The organism is Pseudomonas sp. Pseusp97, assembly GCF_047304025.1.
Classification (GTDB): Bacteria; Pseudomonadota; Gammaproteobacteria; order Pseudomonadales; family Pseudomonadaceae; genus Pseudomonas.
This window is the reverse complement of sequence record NZ_JBGLYK010000059.1, coordinates 1-16,382: the sequence shown is the minus strand read 5'-3', so window position 1 is coordinate 16,382 and position 16,382 is coordinate 1. Positions and strand designations below refer to the sequence as shown.

At 66.3% G+C, this 16,382-nt stretch carries 16 protein-coding genes; 5 read left to right on the top strand and 11 right to left on the bottom strand.

What is annotated here, in order from left to right:
• The first annotated feature begins 32 nt into the window (after positions 1-32).
• Positions 33-1,457 carry a gamma-aminobutyraldehyde dehydrogenase gene (locus tag ACCC94_RS12665; protein WP_413349807.1) on the top strand — a complete coding sequence of 475 codons (1,425 nt, stop codon included), beginning with the start codon at positions 33-35 and terminating at the stop codon, positions 1,455-1,457.
• Between the two features lie 282 nt (positions 1,458-1,739).
• Here the strand turns inward: ACCC94_RS12665 and ACCC94_RS12660 are convergent, their stop codons facing one another.
• The 6 genes from ACCC94_RS12660 to ACCC94_RS12635 form a co-directional block, all read right to left on the bottom strand.
• Complete coding sequence (locus ACCC94_RS12660) at positions 1,740-2,444, bottom strand: type 1 glutamine amidotransferase (protein WP_413349806.1); 705 nt, start codon at positions 2,442-2,444, stop codon at positions 1,740-1,742.
• 218 nt (positions 2,445-2,662) lie between these two features.
• Positions 2,663-3,001, bottom strand: coding sequence for a ribonuclease E inhibitor RraB (locus ACCC94_RS12655; protein WP_017517276.1), 339 nt, complete (start codon positions 2,999-3,001; stop codon positions 2,663-2,665).
• 277 nt (positions 3,002-3,278) lie between these two features.
• Positions 3,279-3,962 (bottom strand): hypothetical protein, encoded by a 684-nt coding sequence (locus ACCC94_RS12650; protein WP_413349805.1) that lies wholly within the window; start codon positions 3,960-3,962, stop codon positions 3,279-3,281.
• Between the two features lie 33 nt (positions 3,963-3,995).
• On the bottom strand, positions 3,996-4,757 hold the full coding sequence (locus ACCC94_RS12645) for an SDR family oxidoreductase (protein ID WP_413349804.1): 762 nt from the start codon (positions 4,755-4,757) through the stop codon (positions 3,996-3,998).
• Positions 4,754-5,716 (bottom strand): alpha/beta hydrolase, encoded by a 963-nt coding sequence (locus ACCC94_RS12640; protein ID WP_413349803.1) that lies wholly within the window; start codon positions 5,714-5,716, stop codon positions 4,754-4,756. Before ACCC94_RS12640 ends, ACCC94_RS12645 begins: the two co-directional genes overlap by 4 nt.
• Complete coding sequence (locus ACCC94_RS12635; RefSeq protein ID WP_413349802.1) at positions 5,700-7,175, bottom strand: flavin-containing monooxygenase; 1,476 nt, start codon at positions 7,173-7,175, stop codon at positions 5,700-5,702. The genes ACCC94_RS12640 and ACCC94_RS12635 overlap by 17 nt, the downstream gene beginning before the upstream one ends.
• 146 nt (positions 7,176-7,321) lie before the next feature.
• Here ACCC94_RS12635 and ACCC94_RS12630 point away from each other — a divergent pair, with 146 nt between their 5' ends.
• Complete coding sequence (locus ACCC94_RS12630; RefSeq protein ID WP_413349801.1) at positions 7,322-8,338, top strand: AraC family transcriptional regulator; 1,017 nt, start codon at positions 7,322-7,324, stop codon at positions 8,336-8,338.
• A 19-nt stretch (positions 8,339-8,357) separates the two neighbouring features.
• Here ACCC94_RS12630 and ACCC94_RS12625 read toward each other — a convergent pair whose 3' ends face one another.
• The 3 genes from ACCC94_RS12625 to speE form a co-directional block, all read right to left on the bottom strand.
• Positions 8,358-9,143, bottom strand: coding sequence for a sulfite exporter TauE/SafE family protein (locus tag ACCC94_RS12625; RefSeq protein WP_413349800.1), 786 nt, complete (start codon positions 9,141-9,143; stop codon positions 8,358-8,360).
• Positions 9,144-9,430: 287 nt separating this feature from the next.
• Positions 9,431-11,506 (bottom strand): LTA synthase family protein, encoded by a 2,076-nt coding sequence (locus tag ACCC94_RS12620; RefSeq protein ID WP_413349799.1) that lies wholly within the window; start codon positions 11,504-11,506, stop codon positions 9,431-9,433.
• Between the two features lie 323 nt (positions 11,507-11,829).
• Positions 11,830-12,690, bottom strand: coding sequence for a polyamine aminopropyltransferase (gene speE, locus ACCC94_RS12615; protein WP_413349798.1), 861 nt, complete (start codon positions 12,688-12,690; stop codon positions 11,830-11,832).
• Positions 12,691-12,881: 191 nt separating this feature from the next.
• On the opposite strand from speE, the gene ACCC94_RS12610 reads away from it, so the two are divergent.
• Entirely contained in the window at positions 12,882-13,787 is a 906-nt protein-coding gene (locus ACCC94_RS12610) for a DNA-3-methyladenine glycosylase family protein (protein ID WP_413349797.1), read from the top strand.
• Between the two features lie 2 nt (positions 13,788-13,789).
• Complete coding sequence (locus tag ACCC94_RS12605; protein ID WP_413349796.1) at positions 13,790-14,266, top strand: methylated-DNA--[protein]-cysteine S-methyltransferase; 477 nt, start codon at positions 13,790-13,792, stop codon at positions 14,264-14,266.
• Here the strand turns inward: ACCC94_RS12605 and ACCC94_RS12600 are convergent, their stop codons facing one another.
• On the bottom strand, positions 14,267-14,800 hold the full coding sequence (locus ACCC94_RS12600; RefSeq protein ID WP_413349795.1) for a methylated-DNA--[protein]-cysteine S-methyltransferase: 534 nt from the start codon (positions 14,798-14,800) through the stop codon (positions 14,267-14,269). It abuts the gene before it with no gap.
• A 24-nt stretch (positions 14,801-14,824) separates the two neighbouring features.
• Positions 14,825-15,403 (bottom strand): TetR/AcrR family transcriptional regulator, encoded by a 579-nt coding sequence (locus tag ACCC94_RS12595; RefSeq protein ID WP_413349794.1) that lies wholly within the window; start codon positions 15,401-15,403, stop codon positions 14,825-14,827.
• 67 nt (positions 15,404-15,470) lie between these two features.
• On the opposite strand from ACCC94_RS12595, the gene ACCC94_RS12590 reads away from it, so the two are divergent.
• On the top strand, positions 15,471-15,998 hold the full coding sequence (locus ACCC94_RS12590) for a dihydrofolate reductase family protein (protein WP_413349793.1): 528 nt from the start codon (positions 15,471-15,473) through the stop codon (positions 15,996-15,998).
• Positions 15,999-16,382: the final 384 nt, after the last annotated feature.

Here is a 16,382-nt window from a genome sequence, read left to right as displayed (position 1 = left end):
GGTGAGGGAAACCCATTGAAGGAGGAGCCCCCATGCAAACCAAACTCCTGATCAACGGCCAGTTCGTCGCCGGCGAAGGCGCCGCGCTGGATATCCTCAACCCTGCCACCGGCACGGTGATCAGCCAGGTCGCCGAGGCCAGCGAAGCCCAGGTGGACACCGCCGTGCGTGCCGCCGACGCGGCCTTCGACGGCTGGTCGCAGACCGCGCCGAAAGACCGCGCCCTGCTCCTGCTGCGTCTGGCCGACCGCATCGAGGAACACGCCGAGGAGTTGGCGCGGCTGGAATCCGACAACTGCGGCAAGCCCTACGCCGCCGCACTGAACGACGAGATACCGGCCATCGCCGACGTGTTCCGCTTCTTCGCCGGCGCCTGCCGCGTGCTGCCGGGCTCCGCTGCCGGAGAGTACCTGCCCGGTTTCACCTCGATGATCCGCCGCGACCCGGTGGGCGTGGTCGCTTCCATTGCGCCGTGGAACTACCCGCTGATGATGGCCGCGTGGAAGCTCGGCCCGGCGCTGGCCGCCGGCAACTGCGTGGTGTTCAAACCTTCGGAGCAGACGCCGCTGACGGCCCTGCGGGTGGCCGAGTTCATTGCCGAGCTGTTCCCCGCCGGCGTGGTCAACCTGGTCTTCGGCCGCGGCCCGAGCGTGGGCGCGCCGCTGGTCAGCCATGATCTGGTACGCATGGTCTCGCTGACCGGTTCGGTGGGCACCGGCAAGGCCATCATCAAGAGCGCCGCCGAGAGCGTGAAACGCCTGCACATGGAGCTGGGCGGCAAGGCCCCGGTGATCGTCTTCGACGATGCCGACCTGGAAGACGTGATCGCCGGCATCCGCACCTTCGGCTTCTACAACGCCGGGCAGGACTGCACTGCGGCCTGCCGCATCTACGCCGGCAAGAAGGTCTACGACAACTTCGTCGCCGACCTCGCCAGCGCGGTATCGAGCCTCAAGACCGGCCTGCAGAACGACCCGAACACCGAGCTTGGCCCGCTGATCACCGCCGCCCAGCGCGACCGCGTCTCCGGCTTCGTCGAGCGCGCCAAGGCCAGCCCGCACATCCAGATCGCCACCGGCGGCAAGGTGGTCAGCGGCAACGGTTTCTTCTACGAGCCGACCGTGGTGGCCAACGCCCAGCAGGACGACGAGATCGTCCGCCGCGAAGTGTTCGGCCCGGTGGTATCGGTGACGCCCTTCAGCGATGCCGACGAGGCAGTGCGCTGGGCAAACGACTCCGACTACGGCCTCGCTTCGTCGGTGTGGACCAGGGATGTCGGTCGCGCCTCAAGGGTGGCAGCGCGCCTGCAATATGGCTGCACCTGGGTGAACACGCACTTCATGCTGTGCAGCGAGATGCCCCACGGCGGCTTCAAGCAGTCCGGCTACGGCAAGGACCTGTCGATGTACGGCCTGGAGGACTACACCGTGGCGCGGCACATCATGTTCAAGCATTGAGCCGCACGGACGTGCTTTACCTGTAGGAGCGAGGGGGACGCCATCGTTATTGCTCGCGAACCCCGACCCCGCGGCGGGGTTTGTTCGCGAGCAAGGACTAGGCGTCCCCCTCGCTCCTACGAAGAGCAACCAGCCCGGCACAGACTTGCGGGATCGGATACGTAGGATGGGTGGAGCGCAGCGATACCCATGCTGTCGGCGTGCGGGATCGATGGGTATCGCTGCGCTCCACGCCATCCTACGAAGTGCGCCATGCCCCCACGGTGCGAAGCGTGGCGCCGATCAGACCAGCCCGGCCAGCTTCAGCCAGTGCCGGTAGAAGCCTTCCGCCACGCGGTTCATCGCCGCGACCTTCTGCGGCAGGTCGGCCAGCATGACCTCTGCGCTTTCCTGGCTCGGCTGGCTGGGGTCCTGGTACTCCGGGAAATCATTGACCCAGCCGCTCACCAGCTCCTCGGTCATCTCCGGGTGGCCTTGGAGACCGAGGATGCGCTCGCCGAAGCTGAAGCCCTGGTTCTCGCACCAGGGGCTGGACAGCAGGCGGGTGGCGCCTTGGGGAATGTCGAAGGTATCGCCGTGCCACTGGTAGATCGGGAACTCCTCGGGCAGGTGCGCCAGCCAGGGGCTCTGCGTTTCCTGGCGACGCATCGGCTGCCAGCCCATCTCGGTGTACGGCAGGCGATGGATCTCCGCGCCCAGCGCCTTGGCCAGCAACTGGCCGCCCAGGCAGTGGCCGATCATCGGCACGTCGCGCTCGATGAAACGGCGGATCGCGGCAATCTCGTCGCGCAGCCATTGCAGGTCGTCGTTCACGCTCATGGGCCCACCCATGATGGCAACGGCTTTCGGTCGCTCCAGGTCGTAGCCTTGCAGCTCGCCCAGATCGACGCGGCGAACGTCGAACGACAATTGCAGACGGTCGAGCAGCGCACCCAGGTGGCCGGGCGGGCAGAAATCGACGTGGGTCAGGATCAGGATATCGGTCATGGTCACCTCCGCGCGGCAGTCTGCCGCATCGGGGGCACCGGGGAAACCTGGCGTGTCCGCAAGCTCATCCTTGCACCGCTGCCCTCCAGGGTTGGTTCCCCCAACGAAGAAAGGCGCGCCGTCACTGCTGGCGACGGCGCGCATTTTTCCTTTTTCGCGATGTGGAAGACGCGGGTAGAAGATCGGCCGTCGGCAGACGGCTCAACGACGTGTTGCGCTCAACGCAGGGAAGTGACCTCCTGGGTCACGCCCCATCCATCGAGCGTACCGCCCAGTGGCACCACGACTTCCTCAAGGTCGTGTTCGAAATCGCCGATGGCGGCGTGGGTGGCGAACATCACCTTGCTGATCTGCAGGTTCCAGCCGCCGTCATCGCGCGCCTCGACCTGGGTTCTCAGCGACTCTCCGCGAAACTGCCGGGCAGCTTGGCGGGCGTTCTGTTCATCGGAAAAGATGGCGAAAAAGTCGATGGGATGAATGCGAGCGAAATCGAAGCCACCTTCCTTCATCCGGCGCAACACGTTGACGCTGATATCCTCCGAGAGGGGCTTTTCCATGGTACGCACCTCCTGTCGAGACGTTCAGAGTGTATTCCCCGCCAACGAACACACCCTTCGCGGGCGCGTTCCGGGCACTTCAGTGTGCCGCCGGGAAACGTCAAATCACGCAACGTCCCCCGAAATGGTGGCCAACTCCGCCGAACGCGCCGAACGACGCAACGGAATCTCCCGGCCACTTTTCTCAGAGTAGCGCCTCGGACGGGGCCCTGCCGCTCCTTCCTGGCTTCGGAGCGCCCGGCGGCGACAGGCGGCAGTCGGGGGAAACCCCGCGGCGCTAGCCGCCCAGCGCGATGCACAGACCGGTCATGGCGACGCCCAGCGCCATGAAACCGAGCGCGCCCGGCCAGGGCGAATCGCCGGACCAGCGGCTGAGCAGCCAGCCCAGGCCGAACAGCATGGCGACGCCGATGCCCTGGGCCAGGCGCAGCGCCAGCAGCTCGTCCGGCACCAGCCACAGCGGCAGGATCAGCGGCAGGGTGATGCCGGTGACCAGCAATACGATCAGTAGCGCCGCCAGCCAGATCTCGATTCCGCCATGGCGCAGTGGCCCGGTGCCCAGTTCGGAGCGCATCAGGCGCTGGCGCAGCCGCCAGACCTCTTCCGGCTGCAGCACGGCCACCAGTCGCGGCGGCAGGAACTCGTCGAGCCCGTCACGGAAGTCGCTGTCATTGGATGTGCCGCGCAAGGCGCGCAGCCGGCCATGCCGGTGCACCCGCTCGACCCGCAGGCGCACCAGCAGCATCAGCGCGTCCACCAGGCCCCAGGCGAGGTTGCAGCCCAGCGCGGCGACGATCAGGTCCTGCCGGCTCGCACCGCCGCTGGCGGCGGAAATCACCGAGATGATGGTCAGGGTCATGATCACCCCGTAGGTCATCTCGCTGATGCGGTCGAAGGGTGAGGTGATGTCCTGCAGCACGCGCTGCCAGGCCGATGGCTGAGGTTCCGGGTTCTGCTGCATGGGACGGCCTCCTTCGCCGCCCCTGCAGTCTACTCAGGCGCGGCTGAGCCAGGCCATCACCCAGCGGTTGATCGCCGGAGGCGAGAGCTGGCCGGACCAGTACATGGCGCGGAACATCGCTCCGATGGGGCGGTGCACGCCACTGCTCCGGGCCTGGCGCCAGGCGGCCTGGGCGATGTCCTCGGCCACCAGGGTCACGCCCAGGCGGCGCAGCACCGGGGGCTCGAAGGTCTGGCTGGCAACCATCGGCGTGCGCACGAAGGGCGGCATCAGGTCGGCGACGCGAATGCCCAGTTCGCGCCATTCCAGCTCCAGCGCCTCGGTCAGCCCGCGCACGGCGAACTTCGACGCCGAGTAACTGGCCATCTGCGGCACGCCGTAGAGCCCGGACGCCGAGCCCATGTTCAGCACTTGCGCGCCGGGCGTTCGCTTGAGAAACGGCAGCGCGGCATAGCAGCAATTGAGCACGCCCTGCACGTTGATGGCGATGATGCGGTTGTGCTCGGCGAGGCTGATGTCCTCGAAGCGCCCGAAACGCAGGATGCCCGCGCAGTTGAACAGCAGGCGCAGGTGACCGTCGTGGGCTTCGGCGAACTCTCCAATCGCCGCCGTCACCGCCTCGGCATCGGTGACGTCCAGCGCCTGCTGCCACGCGCCGTCGAGCTCGGCAGCCAGCGCCGCCAGCGGCTCGGGATTGAGATCGATCAAGCCGACGCGCCAGCCACGCTGGTGGAACAGTTTTGCAGTGGCGGCGCCGATGCCCGAGGCCGCTCCGCTGATCAGGATGGTGTTCATCGATGCGTTCCTTGCATGGACGCGGGTTGGAGATGGTGGGCGAGGAAGACGGCAACGTCCTGTAGCGCGCGATCCGCCACGTCGAGCAATCCGGCGTGGGCCTGGAACACGTGCCAGCAGCCGGGGAAGCGCTGCAGCTGCACGGTGTTGCCGTAGCGCCGCGCGGCATCGGCGAAACGCAGGCTGTCGTTGCGCAGCACCTCGTCCTCGCCGACCTGGATCAGCAGCGGCGGCAGGCCGGTGAGATCGGCGTGCAGCGGCGACAATTGAGCGTCCGCGCGGGGCACGCCCGGCGGGCAGAACATCGCCATGGCGCTGTCCATCCAGGCACGGGTGATCAGCGGATCGCCTGCGGCTGGAGCGTGCAGATGCTCGTTGGAAAGATCGGTGACCGGCGAGAAGGTCACCAGCGCACCCGGCGACGGCAAGCCCTGCGCCCTGGCTTCCAGCGCCAGCTGCAGGGTCAGGTGGCCGCCAGCGGAATCCCCGGCCACCGCGATGGCGGGCGCGGGGATGCCCTTGTCCAGCAGAGCGCGGTAGGCCGCCACGGCGTCTTCACGTTGCGCGGGGAAGCGATGTTCGGGCGCCAGGCGGTAGTCGATCACCCAGACCTCCGCCTTGCAGCGCCGCGCCAGATTGGCGGTGATCGCCCGGTGCGTAGCCGGCGAGCCGACCAGATAGGCGCCACCGTGCAGGTAGAGGACCACCCTGCCCTCGCCCCCGCCTTGCGGTCGCCACACTTCTGTGGGAACGCCGCACAGCGTCGTCTGCTCCCGGTGCACGCCACGCGGTGTCAGCGTGGCGGCCGTCAGCCCGCGCAGCAGGGCGCGCTGCGCCTTTACCGGCAACTGCGGGCCCATCAGCCCGCGGAACAGCAGATTCAGCGCGCCGCGCAGGGTCGCGGTCAGCAGCTTCTGGCGGGTCGACAGCGGCAGTTGCGGTTCAACGGATGCAGTCATAGTCGGCGAACTCCGGCTGACGGGTCTGTTGGCGGTAACGGAAGGTGAAGCCCGGCCAGTTCACGGTGTTGCGCCCGCTGGCGGTCTTGTACCAGCTGTTGCAGCCGCGCTCCCAGATGGTGTGCTGCAGGTCGTGCTGCAACTGGCGGTTGAAGCCCTGCTGCGCCTGCGGCTTGAGGTCCAGGTACTTCAGGCCCTCGCGCTGGATCCGCTGCAGGCAGCCGAGCACGTAGGGGAACTGGCTCTCCAGCATGTAGATGATGGAGTTGTGCCCCAGGTTGGTGTTCGGCCCGTAGAGGATGAAGAAGTTGGGAAAGCCGCTGACGCTGATGCCCTTGTAAGCCTCGGCGCCCTCGCTCCAGGCCTGGTTCAGCTCGCGTCCGCCCAGGCCGCTGACGCGCATCGGTGCGAGGAACTCGGTGGCGGCGAAGCCGGTGCCGTAGATGATCGTATCCACCGGGTGCCGCTCGCCGTCGCGGGTGACGATGGCGTCCTCGGTGACCTCGCGAATGCCGGTGTCCACCAGCTTCACGTTGCTGCGTGCCAGCGCCGGGTAGTAGTCGTTGCTGATCAGGATGCGCTTGCAGCCCATGGGGTAATCCGGCTCCAGCCGCGCGCGCAGTTGCGGGTCGGCGATGCTCTTGCGCATGTGCAGGTGGAAGCTGACGCGCATGATCTTCATCAGCGGCGGGAACACGGTGAAGGCCAGCGCACGGGCCTCGTGCTGGATGTACTTCAGGCCGCGGTCCAGGCGCTGCAGCCAGGGCAGGCGCGCCTTGATGCGGCGCTCCCAGTCGGCGTAGGGACGATCCGGCTTGGGAATCACGTAGGCGGCGCTGCGCTGGAACAGCAGCAGCTCGGCCACCTTCGGGGCGATCTGCGGGACGAACTGGATGGCGCTGGCGCCGGTGCCGACTACCGCGACGCGCTTGCCCTCCAGCGGAGTGTCGTGGTCCCACTGCGCGGAGTGGAAGGCCTTGCCCTGGAAGCGCTCGATCCCCGGCAGTTTCGGGATCAGCGGACGGCTCAGCTGGCCGAGGGCGCAGACCAGCGATTGGGCGCGCAACTCCTCGCCATCGGCGCAGGTCACCCGCCACTCGCCGGCCGCTTCATCGAAGCTGGCCTCGCGCACTTCGCAGTTGAAGCGGATGCGCTCGCGCAGGCGGTACTTGTCCGCGCAGTGCCGCGCGTACTCGAGGATTTCCGCCTGCGGCGCGAACTTGCGCGACCAGTCGGTCTTGGGTTCGAAGGAGAAGGAGTACAGGTGCGAAGGCACGTCGCAGGCGGCGCCCGGATAGACGTTCTCGCGCCAGCAGCCACCGACGTCGGCGGCTTTTTCGAGAATCAGGAAGTCCTGGATGCCCGCTTGCTGCAGGCGGATCGCCAGGCCCAGGCCGGCGAAGCCGGCACCGATGATCAGCACGCGCGGGGCGGCTGGTCGACGGGAAGGTGTTGTCATTGTTGTGCTCCCGGTTTCGAAGTCCGCACAGCGGCGGATGAGCACATCCTAGTGCGACTTCCTGCCATGGGTTATGGCATAGTCGGACATAAAATTGTGACTTTCGGTCACGCCTGATTTTCGGTCATTTGGAAGCCGAGGTTCCGATGCCTGCCACCCCAGCCTGGTCGCCCCGGCGCAGCGCCATCAGCGTGCAGCTCATGACCCAGTTCGGCCTCGACCATGGCATGACCCTGGAACAGTGCCTGGACGGCACGGGCCTGGGCATCGACGTGCTCGCCGATCCCGGCGCGGAGGTGGAAGCCACCCAGGAACTGGAGCTGCTGCGCAACATCAACCGGCAGATCGGCCAGCGCCCCGGCATCGGCCTCAAGGCCGGCCTGCGCTACCACCTCAACACCTACGGCATCTGGGGCTTCGCCCTGCTCAGCAGCTCGACCTTCCTCAGCGCGGCGCACCTGGGCCTGCGCTACCTCGACCTGACCTACGCCTTCCACCGCATGACGCTGGAGGAACACGACGGCGAGGCGCATCTGGTTCTGGACGACTCGGCGGTGCCGGAAGACCTGCGCGACTTCCTCATCGACCGCGACGGCGGCGGCGTGCTGCGCATCCAGCGCGACCTGACCAACCAGCCTCCGCCGATCCGCCAGGCGCTGTTCCGCCGCGAGGCGCCGGCCGATGTGCAGCCGTACATCGATGAACTGGGCGTGACGCCGCTCTTTGCCCAGGCGGAGAACCGCATCGTCTTCGACAGCCGCATCCTCGACATGCCGTTGCCAGGTGCCAATCCGGAAGTGGCGCGCCGTTGCGAGGAGCAGTGCCGCGCCCTGCTCGCCCGACGCCAGGTGCGCACCGGGCTTTCCGGGCAGATCCGCGATCGCCTGCTGGGTACGCCGGGGCGGCTGCCGGACATGGAGCAACTGGCGGATGAACTGCACATGACATCGCGCACGCTGCGCCGTCGGCTGGAAACCGAAGGCAGCAGCTATCGCGCCTTGCTGGATGAGGTGCGCCAGGCGCTGGCCGAGGAGTTGCTGGCCACCGGGGCGATCCGTCTGGAGGAGATTGCCGAGCGGCTCGGCTATGGCGAGGTGTCGAACTTCATCCATGCCTTCCGCCGCTGGAAAGGCGTGACGCCGGGGCGCTTCCGCCGCGGCTGAGCGCCCTGCAACCGAGCGTTCAGAAGACCAGCTTGTAGCCGATCATCGCCAGCATCAGCGCCAGGCAGGGGCGCAGCACGCCGTCCGGAATGCGCCCGGCCAGGTGACTGCCGATATAGATGCCCGGCAGCGAGCCGATCAGCAGGTAGCCCAGCAGCCCCCAGTCCATGTTGCCCATGCTGGCGTGACCGAGGCCGGCGACCAGGGTCAGCGGCACGGCGTGGGCGATCTCGGTGCCCACCAGGCGGCGGGTGGCAAGGAAGGGATAGAGGATGAACAGCGCCACGGTACCCAGCGCGCCGGCGCCGATGGAGGTCAGCGCGACCATAGCGCCAAGCAGGCCACCAGTGGCCACGGTCAAGGCATTCAGCCTCGGGCCGCTGAAGTGGAAGCTGTCGCCCGCGTGGCGCTGGGCGAAGGCCAGCACCTGCTTCTTGAACAGTACCGCCAGCGCGGTGAGCAGCAGCACGACGCCGAGGGCGTTCTTGATCACGGCGTTCATGGCCGCGGTATCGGTGTGCAGGCTGTGCAGGAACAGCAGCGTCAACGCCGCCGCCGGGACGCTGCCCAGGGCCAGCCAGCCGGTGATGCGCCAGTCGATGTTGTCGTTCTTGCGATGAACCAGGACGCCGCCGGACTTGGTGATGGCGGCATAGAGCAGGTCGGTGCCCACCGCGGCAGCGGGGTTGATACCGAACCAGAGGAGAATCGGCGTCATCAGCGAACCGCCGCCGACACCGGTCATTCCCACGATAAAGCCAACGACAAGACCCGCGATTACGAAACCGATACTGCCAACATCCATCTACGCGTCCTGACGAAAACTGATCACCTCGTGGTGTGGGCGGCAGGATAACGACTTTTCTTATAATTCATTAGATCGATATCGTCTTACTTTATAACTTCTTCTTGCGGAATTTCCGCTTCTGGCCATTCCTGCGCCAAGGCTCCAGCAAAGCATCTTTCATGTAGGAGCGAGCTTGCTCGCGAACCAGGCAGTGGCACTGTGGCCAAAGATGTTCGCGAGCAAGCTCGCTCCTACGAAGAGCCAAAGAAAAAGGGGCCCGAAGGCCCCTTTTGCTCACCGCTTCATCACTTCACGTCAGGCTTGCCATCGACCACGCCGGTCTTGTTGTCCAGCAGGGCCTGGGTGGCGGTCTGGATGAAGGACTCCAGACGGGACTTCATCTCCGACTGCTCCGGCGTGTTCTGGATGCGAGTCGCGCCGAAGTCCTTGCCCAGCTTGTAGTCATAGACGCGGATATCGCCTTCCTTGGGCTTGATCAGGATGCGGTTGCCGTACACCAGCGCCACGTCCTGGCCACTGCCCGAAGGCTTGATCATGCCGAAGCCCTTGTCGCCCTCGGGCAGGTTCAGCAGGTCGCGCCCCCAGCACTGGTGGCGAGCTTCGCCGCCCAGGCGACCCATGATGGTCGGCACGATGTCGATCTGGGTGCCGACGGTGTCGCGGGTGGCGCCGAACTTCTCCTGGATGCCCGGAGCGATAACCAGCAGCGGCACGTTGAAGCGGAACAGGTCCATCTCGGTCAGCTGCTCGGGGGTACCGAAGCCGTGGTCGCCGACGATCACGAAAATGGTGTCCTTGTAGTACGGCGACTTCTTGGCCTTCTCGAAGAACTGGCCAAGCGACCAGTCGGAGTAGCGCATCGCGGTCAGGTGCTCGTCCAGGCTGCCGTAGCCGGTCACCGGCTGTACCGGCAGGTCCTTGGGCAGCGCGTAGGGCACGTGGTTGGACAGGGTCTGCAGCAGTGCATAGAACGGCTTGCCGGTGGCGTGCAGCTTGTCCAGTTCCTCGTTGCCGCGGGCGAACATGTCCTGGTCGGACACGCCCCAGGTCGGGTCGGAGAACACCGGGTTGACGAAGTCATTGCGGCCGATGAACGAGGTCATGCCCTGGTTGGCGAAGAAGCCGGACTGGTTGTCCCAGGCGAAGTCGCCGTTATAGACGTAGACGTCCTCGAACTTGCGCGCCGACAGCAGCTGCGGCAGGCCGGAGAACTTGTGGCCACCCTCGGGCGTCTGCATCAGGTACTCGAAGCCCGGCAGGTTGGGGAAGCACGCCATGGTGGCGAACATGCCCTGGTGGGTGTGGGTGCCGTTGGAGAAGTACTGGGTGAACAGCAGCCCTTCCTGCGACAGCTTGTCGAAGTACGGGGTGATGTTGCCCGGAGCGCCCAGCGCACCGACGTAATGGCCGGCAAAGCTTTCCATCAGGATGACCACGACGTTCTTCACCGGCAGCGTGCCATTAGCCGGCGGCGTGTAGTCGCGGCGGATCGGCGCGTCGTCGGCGTCGACCAGCTTGTCGTCCGGCATCACCAGCATCTTGCGCACGGTGGCCAGCGCCTGGTCCTGCGGCAGGGTCGACTTCCAGATATTGTCGCGGTCCTCGGAGAAGCGGCTCTCGGCGGCCTTGATCAGGCTCAGGGTGCCGTTCAGGCCCAGTTGGTTGGCGAACTGCGAGTCAGTGGTGAAGGCATCGCCCCAGCGCAGCGGCGGGCCCTGGCGCAGGGTGCCACGGGCGGCTACGACGCACAGCACGATCAGCACCAGCAACACCGCCACGCGGATGTACCAGGCAGCCGCCGACGGGCCACTGGCGCTCGGCCGGGTGGCGCGGTCGATACCGCGGAACAGCATGTACAGCAGCCAGGTGGCGATGGCCCAGGCCAGCAGGTAGCGGACCACCGGGTAGCCGTACCAGATCATGCTCATGACCGTCTTCGGGTCTTCGGACATGTACTGGAACACCAGGCTGTTCAGGCGCTGGTGGAATTCGCGGTAGAAGTCCATCTCCAGCACGCCGAGGAACAGCGTGATGCTCGCGGCGATGGTCAGCCAGGCCTTCCACAGCCAGCGCCAGCCCATGGCGCGCACGCTGACCACGGCGAACACCAGCGGGGCGACGATGTAGACCACCGCACGGATGTCGAAACGCATGCCGGTGAGGAAGGCCTCGACGAAGGTGGAGGCCGGCGTGGTGCCGATCAGCTCGCGGTTGTAGATGAACAGCGCAAGGCGCAGCAGGGAGTACATCACCATCAGCGTGACGACGCTGAGCGCGGTAAACGCCAGGTGGCTGGACACGGTCGGCCGCGTGAGGCTCGCACCGGTCTGGCGGTTGGTCAGGACTTCTGATTGGCCCATTTCTTGGTTCCGTTGTGAACGTTCAGGGTTCGAAGGTGCGTCGCCATGGCCGGACAGCAGGACCGCCCGCACGAGCGCGAAAGGCTGCGGCATTACACCGCAAAAGCAGCGGCGTCGCATTCTATTGTGCGCGCCTTAAGCGGACATTAAGCCTGGCCGGGGATTCGTTGCGGAATGATGCAAGCGCGGACCGGCGCAGGTGGGACCGCCTGACGGCGGGCATAGTGCCCGCAGGCGTGTGAAGAAAATGTCCCGATGGGCGACAAACGCCAGGGCATTGCGCCCCTGCCCGTCCCGCGCGGAGCGTGACGGGCAGCGCTGGATCAGTCGTTGGTCGGCTTGCCGATGGCCTGCAGTACATACTGCGGCAGGGCGAAGGCGCCCTGGTGGATGGCCGGGTTGTAGTAGCGGGTCTGGATGCCGCTGGCGGCGAAGCGCTGGGCCAGGGTGGCGGCGTCGACCTGGCGCAGCGCCGGGTTGGTAGAACCCCAGGCGAAGGTCATCGAGCCGCCGATGTAGGTCGGCACGGCTGCCTGGTAGAAGTGCCAGTCGGCGAACAGGCCGTTCATCCGGCCGGCGGTATTGCGCACGGTGTCCAACTGCATGAAGGGCGTGCCGTTCTGGGTCACCAGCACGCCGCCTTGGTTCAGGCAGCGGTGGCAGGCCTGGTAGAAGTTCTCCGAGAACAGCACCTCGCCCGGACCGATCGGGTCGGTGGAGTCGGAGATGATCACGTCGAACTTCTCGGTGGTGGTGGCGACGAAACGCATGCCGTCGTCGATCACCAGGTTCAGCCGCGGATCATCGAAGGCGCCCTGGGAATGGTTCGGCAGGAACTCCTTGCACATGTCGACCACGGTGCCGTCGATCTCCACCATGGTGATGTGCTCGACGCTGGCGTGCTTGGATACCTCGCGCAGCATGCCGCCGTCACCGCCGCCGATGATCAGCACGCGCTTCGCCGCGCCATGGGCAAGGATCGGCACGTGGGTGAGCATCTCGTGGTAGATGAACTCGTCGGCCTCGGTGGTCTGGATCACGCCGTCCAGCGCCATCACCCGGCCCATGCGGGCATTCTCGAAGATCACCAGGTGCTGGTGCTCGGTGCGCACCTCGTGGAGCATCCTGTCGACGCTGAAACGCTGGCCATAGCCGTCGTAGAGGGTTTCCTGGTAATCGTGCATGCAATGGGCTCCCGTCGGGACAAGACACTAGGAGGGGACGGCCGGGCCGCCCCGAAAGAGGCGCGCATTCTACGTGCCCGAAGATGACAGGTCGAACCCTGCCGTCGGTGCTTCTATGAAGCAGGCATCCCGCCGGGTTTGAAAGTCAGGCGCGGGAGGACAGCCCGGCGCGCAACAGGTAAGGTCGCAGCATGAAAAGCACAGCCCCCGCTTCCCGGATCATCCGCCTGCCCTACCAGGCCCCCTGGGACTGGCAGCAGTTCCACGACCACTTCGCCCTGCGCAGCCTCGCCGGTGTCGAGTGCCTGTCGCCCCGGCGCTACGCCCGCAGCGTACGAGTGGGCGAGGACAGCGGCTGGTTCAGCGTGGAGCCCGTGGATGACTGCGCTGAGCTGGAACTGCGACTGCACCTGCCCGCCGCCCACGCCGAAGCGCTGACGGCGCGGGTGCGCAAGATGTTCGACCTCGACAGTAATCCCGCCCACGTCGCCGAACATCTGGGCGATGACGACATTCTCGGCCCACTGCTGCTGCAAGCCCCCGGCCTGCGCCTTCCCACCGCGTTCGATCCGTTCGAGCAGGCCGTGCGCGCCATCGTCGGCCAGCAGGTCACGGTGAAAGCCGCGGTGACCATAGTCGGGCGGCTGGTGCAGCGCCTGGGCGAGACGTTGCCCGGGGAAGTCGAAGGCCAGCCCACCCGCCTGTTCCCCACACCCGAAGCGCTGGCGGAAGCCGACCTCGCCGGTATCGGCATGCCCGGCAAGCGCGTGGAAACCCTGCAACGCTTCTCCGCCGCCTGCGCCAGCGGCGCGCTGGAGCTGCACGTGGACGACGGCGCCGAGGACCTGGTGAAGCGCCTTTGCGCCCTTCCCGGCATCGGTCCATGGACCGCCGAATACGTCGCCCTGCGCGCCTTTGGCGATCCGGACGCCTTCCCCGCCGCCGACCTGGGCCTGCTCAAGTCGCCGGTCTGGGGCACCACCGGCATCAGCGCCCGCGAACTGCAACGCCGCGCCGAAGCCTGGCGACCGTGGCGCGCCTACGCCGCCGTCTATCTTTGGCACGCCTATTCCCAGGCCGGCCGCACCGGAGGTTGACCATGCGCTACCGCTACCACGACAGCCCCACCGGCCGCCTCCTGCTGGCCGGTGACGAAGGCGGCCTGCGAATGCTCTACATGGACCTGGAAGTGCGGCATTACCCGCAGCCGGATTGGCAGCAGGGCAGCCCGCTGCTGGATGACGTGGCGCGACAGCTCGACGAATATTTCGCCGGCAAGCGCCAGCGCTTCGATGTGCGCCTGAACACCGGCGGCACCGAGTTCCAGCGCCAGGTCTGGCAAGCCCTGGTGGACATCCCCTACGGCTACACCACCGTCTATGCCGAACTCGCGCGCCGCATCGGCCGGCCCACGGCGATCCGCGCGGTGGGCGCGGCCAACGGCGCCAACCCCATCAGCATCATCGTCCCGTGCCACCGGGTGATCGGCAGCAACGGCAGCCTCACCGGCTACGCTGGCGGCCTGCCGCGCAAGGAACTGCTGCTGCGCCTGGAAGGTGCGCTGGAAAGGGCCTAGCTAGAAATCGAAGGCAGTCTGCGCGCCTTGCGGGTCCTGGTAACCTTCGAGCGCCAGCATACGCATCTTCGAGGTACTGCCGCCCGGAGCAGAGAATCCGCCAGTCCTGCCGCCGCTGGCGAGCACGCGGTGACAGGGGATGATCAGCGGGATCGGGTTGCTGCCCATCGCCTGCCCCACCGCACGGGACAAACCGACATCGCCCAGGCGCCGGGCGATCTCGCCGTAGGTCGTGGTCTCGCCGCGTCCGAGCCGGAGAATGTCGGCGTAGACACGGCGGTGGAAATCGCTCAGCGCCGACAGGTCCAGCGGCAGGTTGTCGAAGGACACCGCCTCGCCCCGCGCGTAACCCAGGATCAATTGGCGTGCCTCGTCGATGAACGTCGGCCAGTGAGCCGTTTCGCTGGCGAGCTTGTCGAAACGCTCGCGCAGGCTGTGCACCGGGTCGCCCGGCAGATAGGCGCGCGTGATTCCCTGCGGGCTCCAGGCGAGCCCGAACCAGCCGAGGTCTGTTTCGATCAGGCAGTAATGCATCGAACGAGTCTCTATCCCTGCGTCCTATCCCGCAACTCTTTCCGCCTTCAGCACGACTTCGCACCAGCGCTGCAATTCGGCGCCAATAGCGCTGGCCGGATCTCCCCGGCGCTCGAAGGCCCACCACAGCTGGGCGCCCTGCCATTGGCTGGCCATCAGCCGGCCGAGTATCGGTTGCCTCAGCGGGTCATCGCTCAAGCGCCGGCCCAAGGCCACGGCCAGCGTCGCGCCCCACCGCGCACCGCGCTCTCGAAGCAGCGGGTCACGCATGTCTTCGCGCAGGATCAGCAGGCCTTCGGCGTAATCCGTCTCGCCCTCGCCCACCGGGAACATCGCCACCAGCATCTGCACCGCGCCTTCCGGGCTCAGCTCAGCGCTCGCATCGAGCTGCGCGGTCTGCTCATCCAGCCGGTCCCAGGAACGCAGCAGCACGGCACGGAGGAAGTCCGCCTTGGTGGGGTGGCGCTGTACCAGCGTCGCGGCGGACAGCCCTACCTCGCGGCCGACGGCGGCGAAGGTCACCGCTTCCGGCCCTTCGCGCACCATCAGCGCCATGGCGGCGTCGAGTATCGCTTCGTCACTCACCGTCTTGGTTCGAGCCATGCCACCCTCTTTTATAAATGAACATTCATTTATATATTGATGCCAAGCTTACCCAAGGAGACACAGCATGGCCAGGATTCTCGGCTACATCGCCACCAGCCTCGACGGCTTCATCGCCACCCCGGATCACCGGCTGGACTGGCTTTTCAAGCATGACCAGCTTCAGCTGGGCGAACATGACTATGGCCTGTTCCTGCAGCGCATTCGCACCGTTGTCATGGGGCGTGCGACCTACGACTTCCTGGCCGCCGATTCCGGCCCCTGGCCCTATGGCGAGCAGCGCGTGCTGGTGGTGACTTCCCGTCCCATCGATACACCAAAGGGCCCGCTGGAAATCCGCAGCGATGTCGACGCACTGGTCGCGGAACTGCGCGCCCTGGAGGACGGAGATGTATGGATGCTCGGCGGCGGCCAACTGCAGATGGCGTTCATGGAGCGCGGGGCGCTGGATGAGCTGGAGATCTACGTGATGCCGGAGATCATCGGCGGCGGCTATCCGCTGTTCCCGGCGACCGGTCTGCGAGCGTCGCCGACGCTGTTGTCGGCCAAGGTCATCGAGCCAGGGTGCGTGCGGATGCATTACCGGTTTGATTGACGATCAGCCGGGTGTTTTAGAGCTGATGGTGGGATTTCGCGGACAAGGTCCGCTCCTACCTGAAATATCGCGCCGGGGCATGCCTCTCCCCGCCCTGGCTACGCGCCCCGCTCCGAAGGGAGAGGGTTAGGGAGAGGGAAGTCCAAGGCACGGACTATCAGAAGAAGACAGTTGCTCCTACAGGGAAGACCGTGCCGTGCGGTTCGCGAGCAAGCTCGCTCCTACATGAAGCCCATACCTCCGGTTTTGCTTTGGCTTTGGCTTTGGCTTTGGCTTCAAAAGACTTCCAGAGAAATACCCGCACACTCCGAACGCCCCGTTCAGGAGGCCTCGTTGAAGCGGAGTTTCAGGGGTTGAGCGACATGGATGTCGCGAGAGCTGCGA

Coding starts and splice junctions, on each gene's coding strand:
- ACCC94_RS12635 (WP_413349802.1), bottom strand. CDS start 7,175: ATGACAACACCTTCCCGTCGACCAGCCGCCCCGCGCGTGCTGATCATC.
- ACCC94_RS12595 (WP_413349794.1), bottom strand. CDS start 15,403: ATGGCTCGAACCAAGACGGTGAGTGACGAAGCGATACTCGACGCCGCC.
- ACCC94_RS12640 (WP_413349803.1), bottom strand. CDS start 5,716: ATGACTGCATCCGTTGAACCGCAACTGCCGCTGTCGACCCGCCAGAAG.
- ACCC94_RS12620 (WP_413349799.1), bottom strand. CDS start 11,506: ATGGGCCAATCAGAAGTCCTGACCAACCGCCAGACCGGTGCGAGCCTC.
- ACCC94_RS12600 (WP_413349795.1), bottom strand. CDS start 14,800: ATGCATTACTGCCTGATCGAAACAGACCTCGGCTGGTTCGGGCTCGCC.
- ACCC94_RS12650 (WP_413349805.1), bottom strand. CDS start 3,962: ATGCAGCAGAACCCGGAACCTCAGCCATCGGCCTGGCAGCGCGTGCTG.
- ACCC94_RS12655 (WP_017517276.1), bottom strand. CDS start 3,001: ATGGAAAAGCCCCTCTCGGAGGATATCAGCGTCAACGTGTTGCGCCGG.
- ACCC94_RS12645 (WP_413349804.1), bottom strand. CDS start 4,757: ATGAACACCATCCTGATCAGCGGAGCGGCCTCGGGCATCGGCGCCGCC.
- ACCC94_RS12590 (WP_413349793.1), top strand. CDS start 15,471: ATGGCCAGGATTCTCGGCTACATCGCCACCAGCCTCGACGGCTTCATC.
- ACCC94_RS12610 (WP_413349797.1), top strand. CDS start 12,882: ATGAAAAGCACAGCCCCCGCTTCCCGGATCATCCGCCTGCCCTACCAG.
- ACCC94_RS12660 (WP_413349806.1), bottom strand. CDS start 2,444: ATGACCGATATCCTGATCCTGACCCACGTCGATTTCTGCCCGCCCGGC.
- speE (WP_413349798.1), bottom strand. CDS start 12,690: ATGCACGATTACCAGGAAACCCTCTACGACGGCTATGGCCAGCGTTTC.
- ACCC94_RS12605 (WP_413349796.1), top strand. CDS start 13,790: ATGCGCTACCGCTACCACGACAGCCCCACCGGCCGCCTCCTGCTGGCC.
- ACCC94_RS12625 (WP_413349800.1), bottom strand. CDS start 9,143: ATGGATGTTGGCAGTATCGGTTTCGTAATCGCGGGTCTTGTCGTTGGC.
- ACCC94_RS12665 (WP_413349807.1), top strand. CDS start 33: ATGCAAACCAAACTCCTGATCAACGGCCAGTTCGTCGCCGGCGAAGGC.
- ACCC94_RS12630 (WP_413349801.1), top strand. CDS start 7,322: ATGCCTGCCACCCCAGCCTGGTCGCCCCGGCGCAGCGCCATCAGCGTG.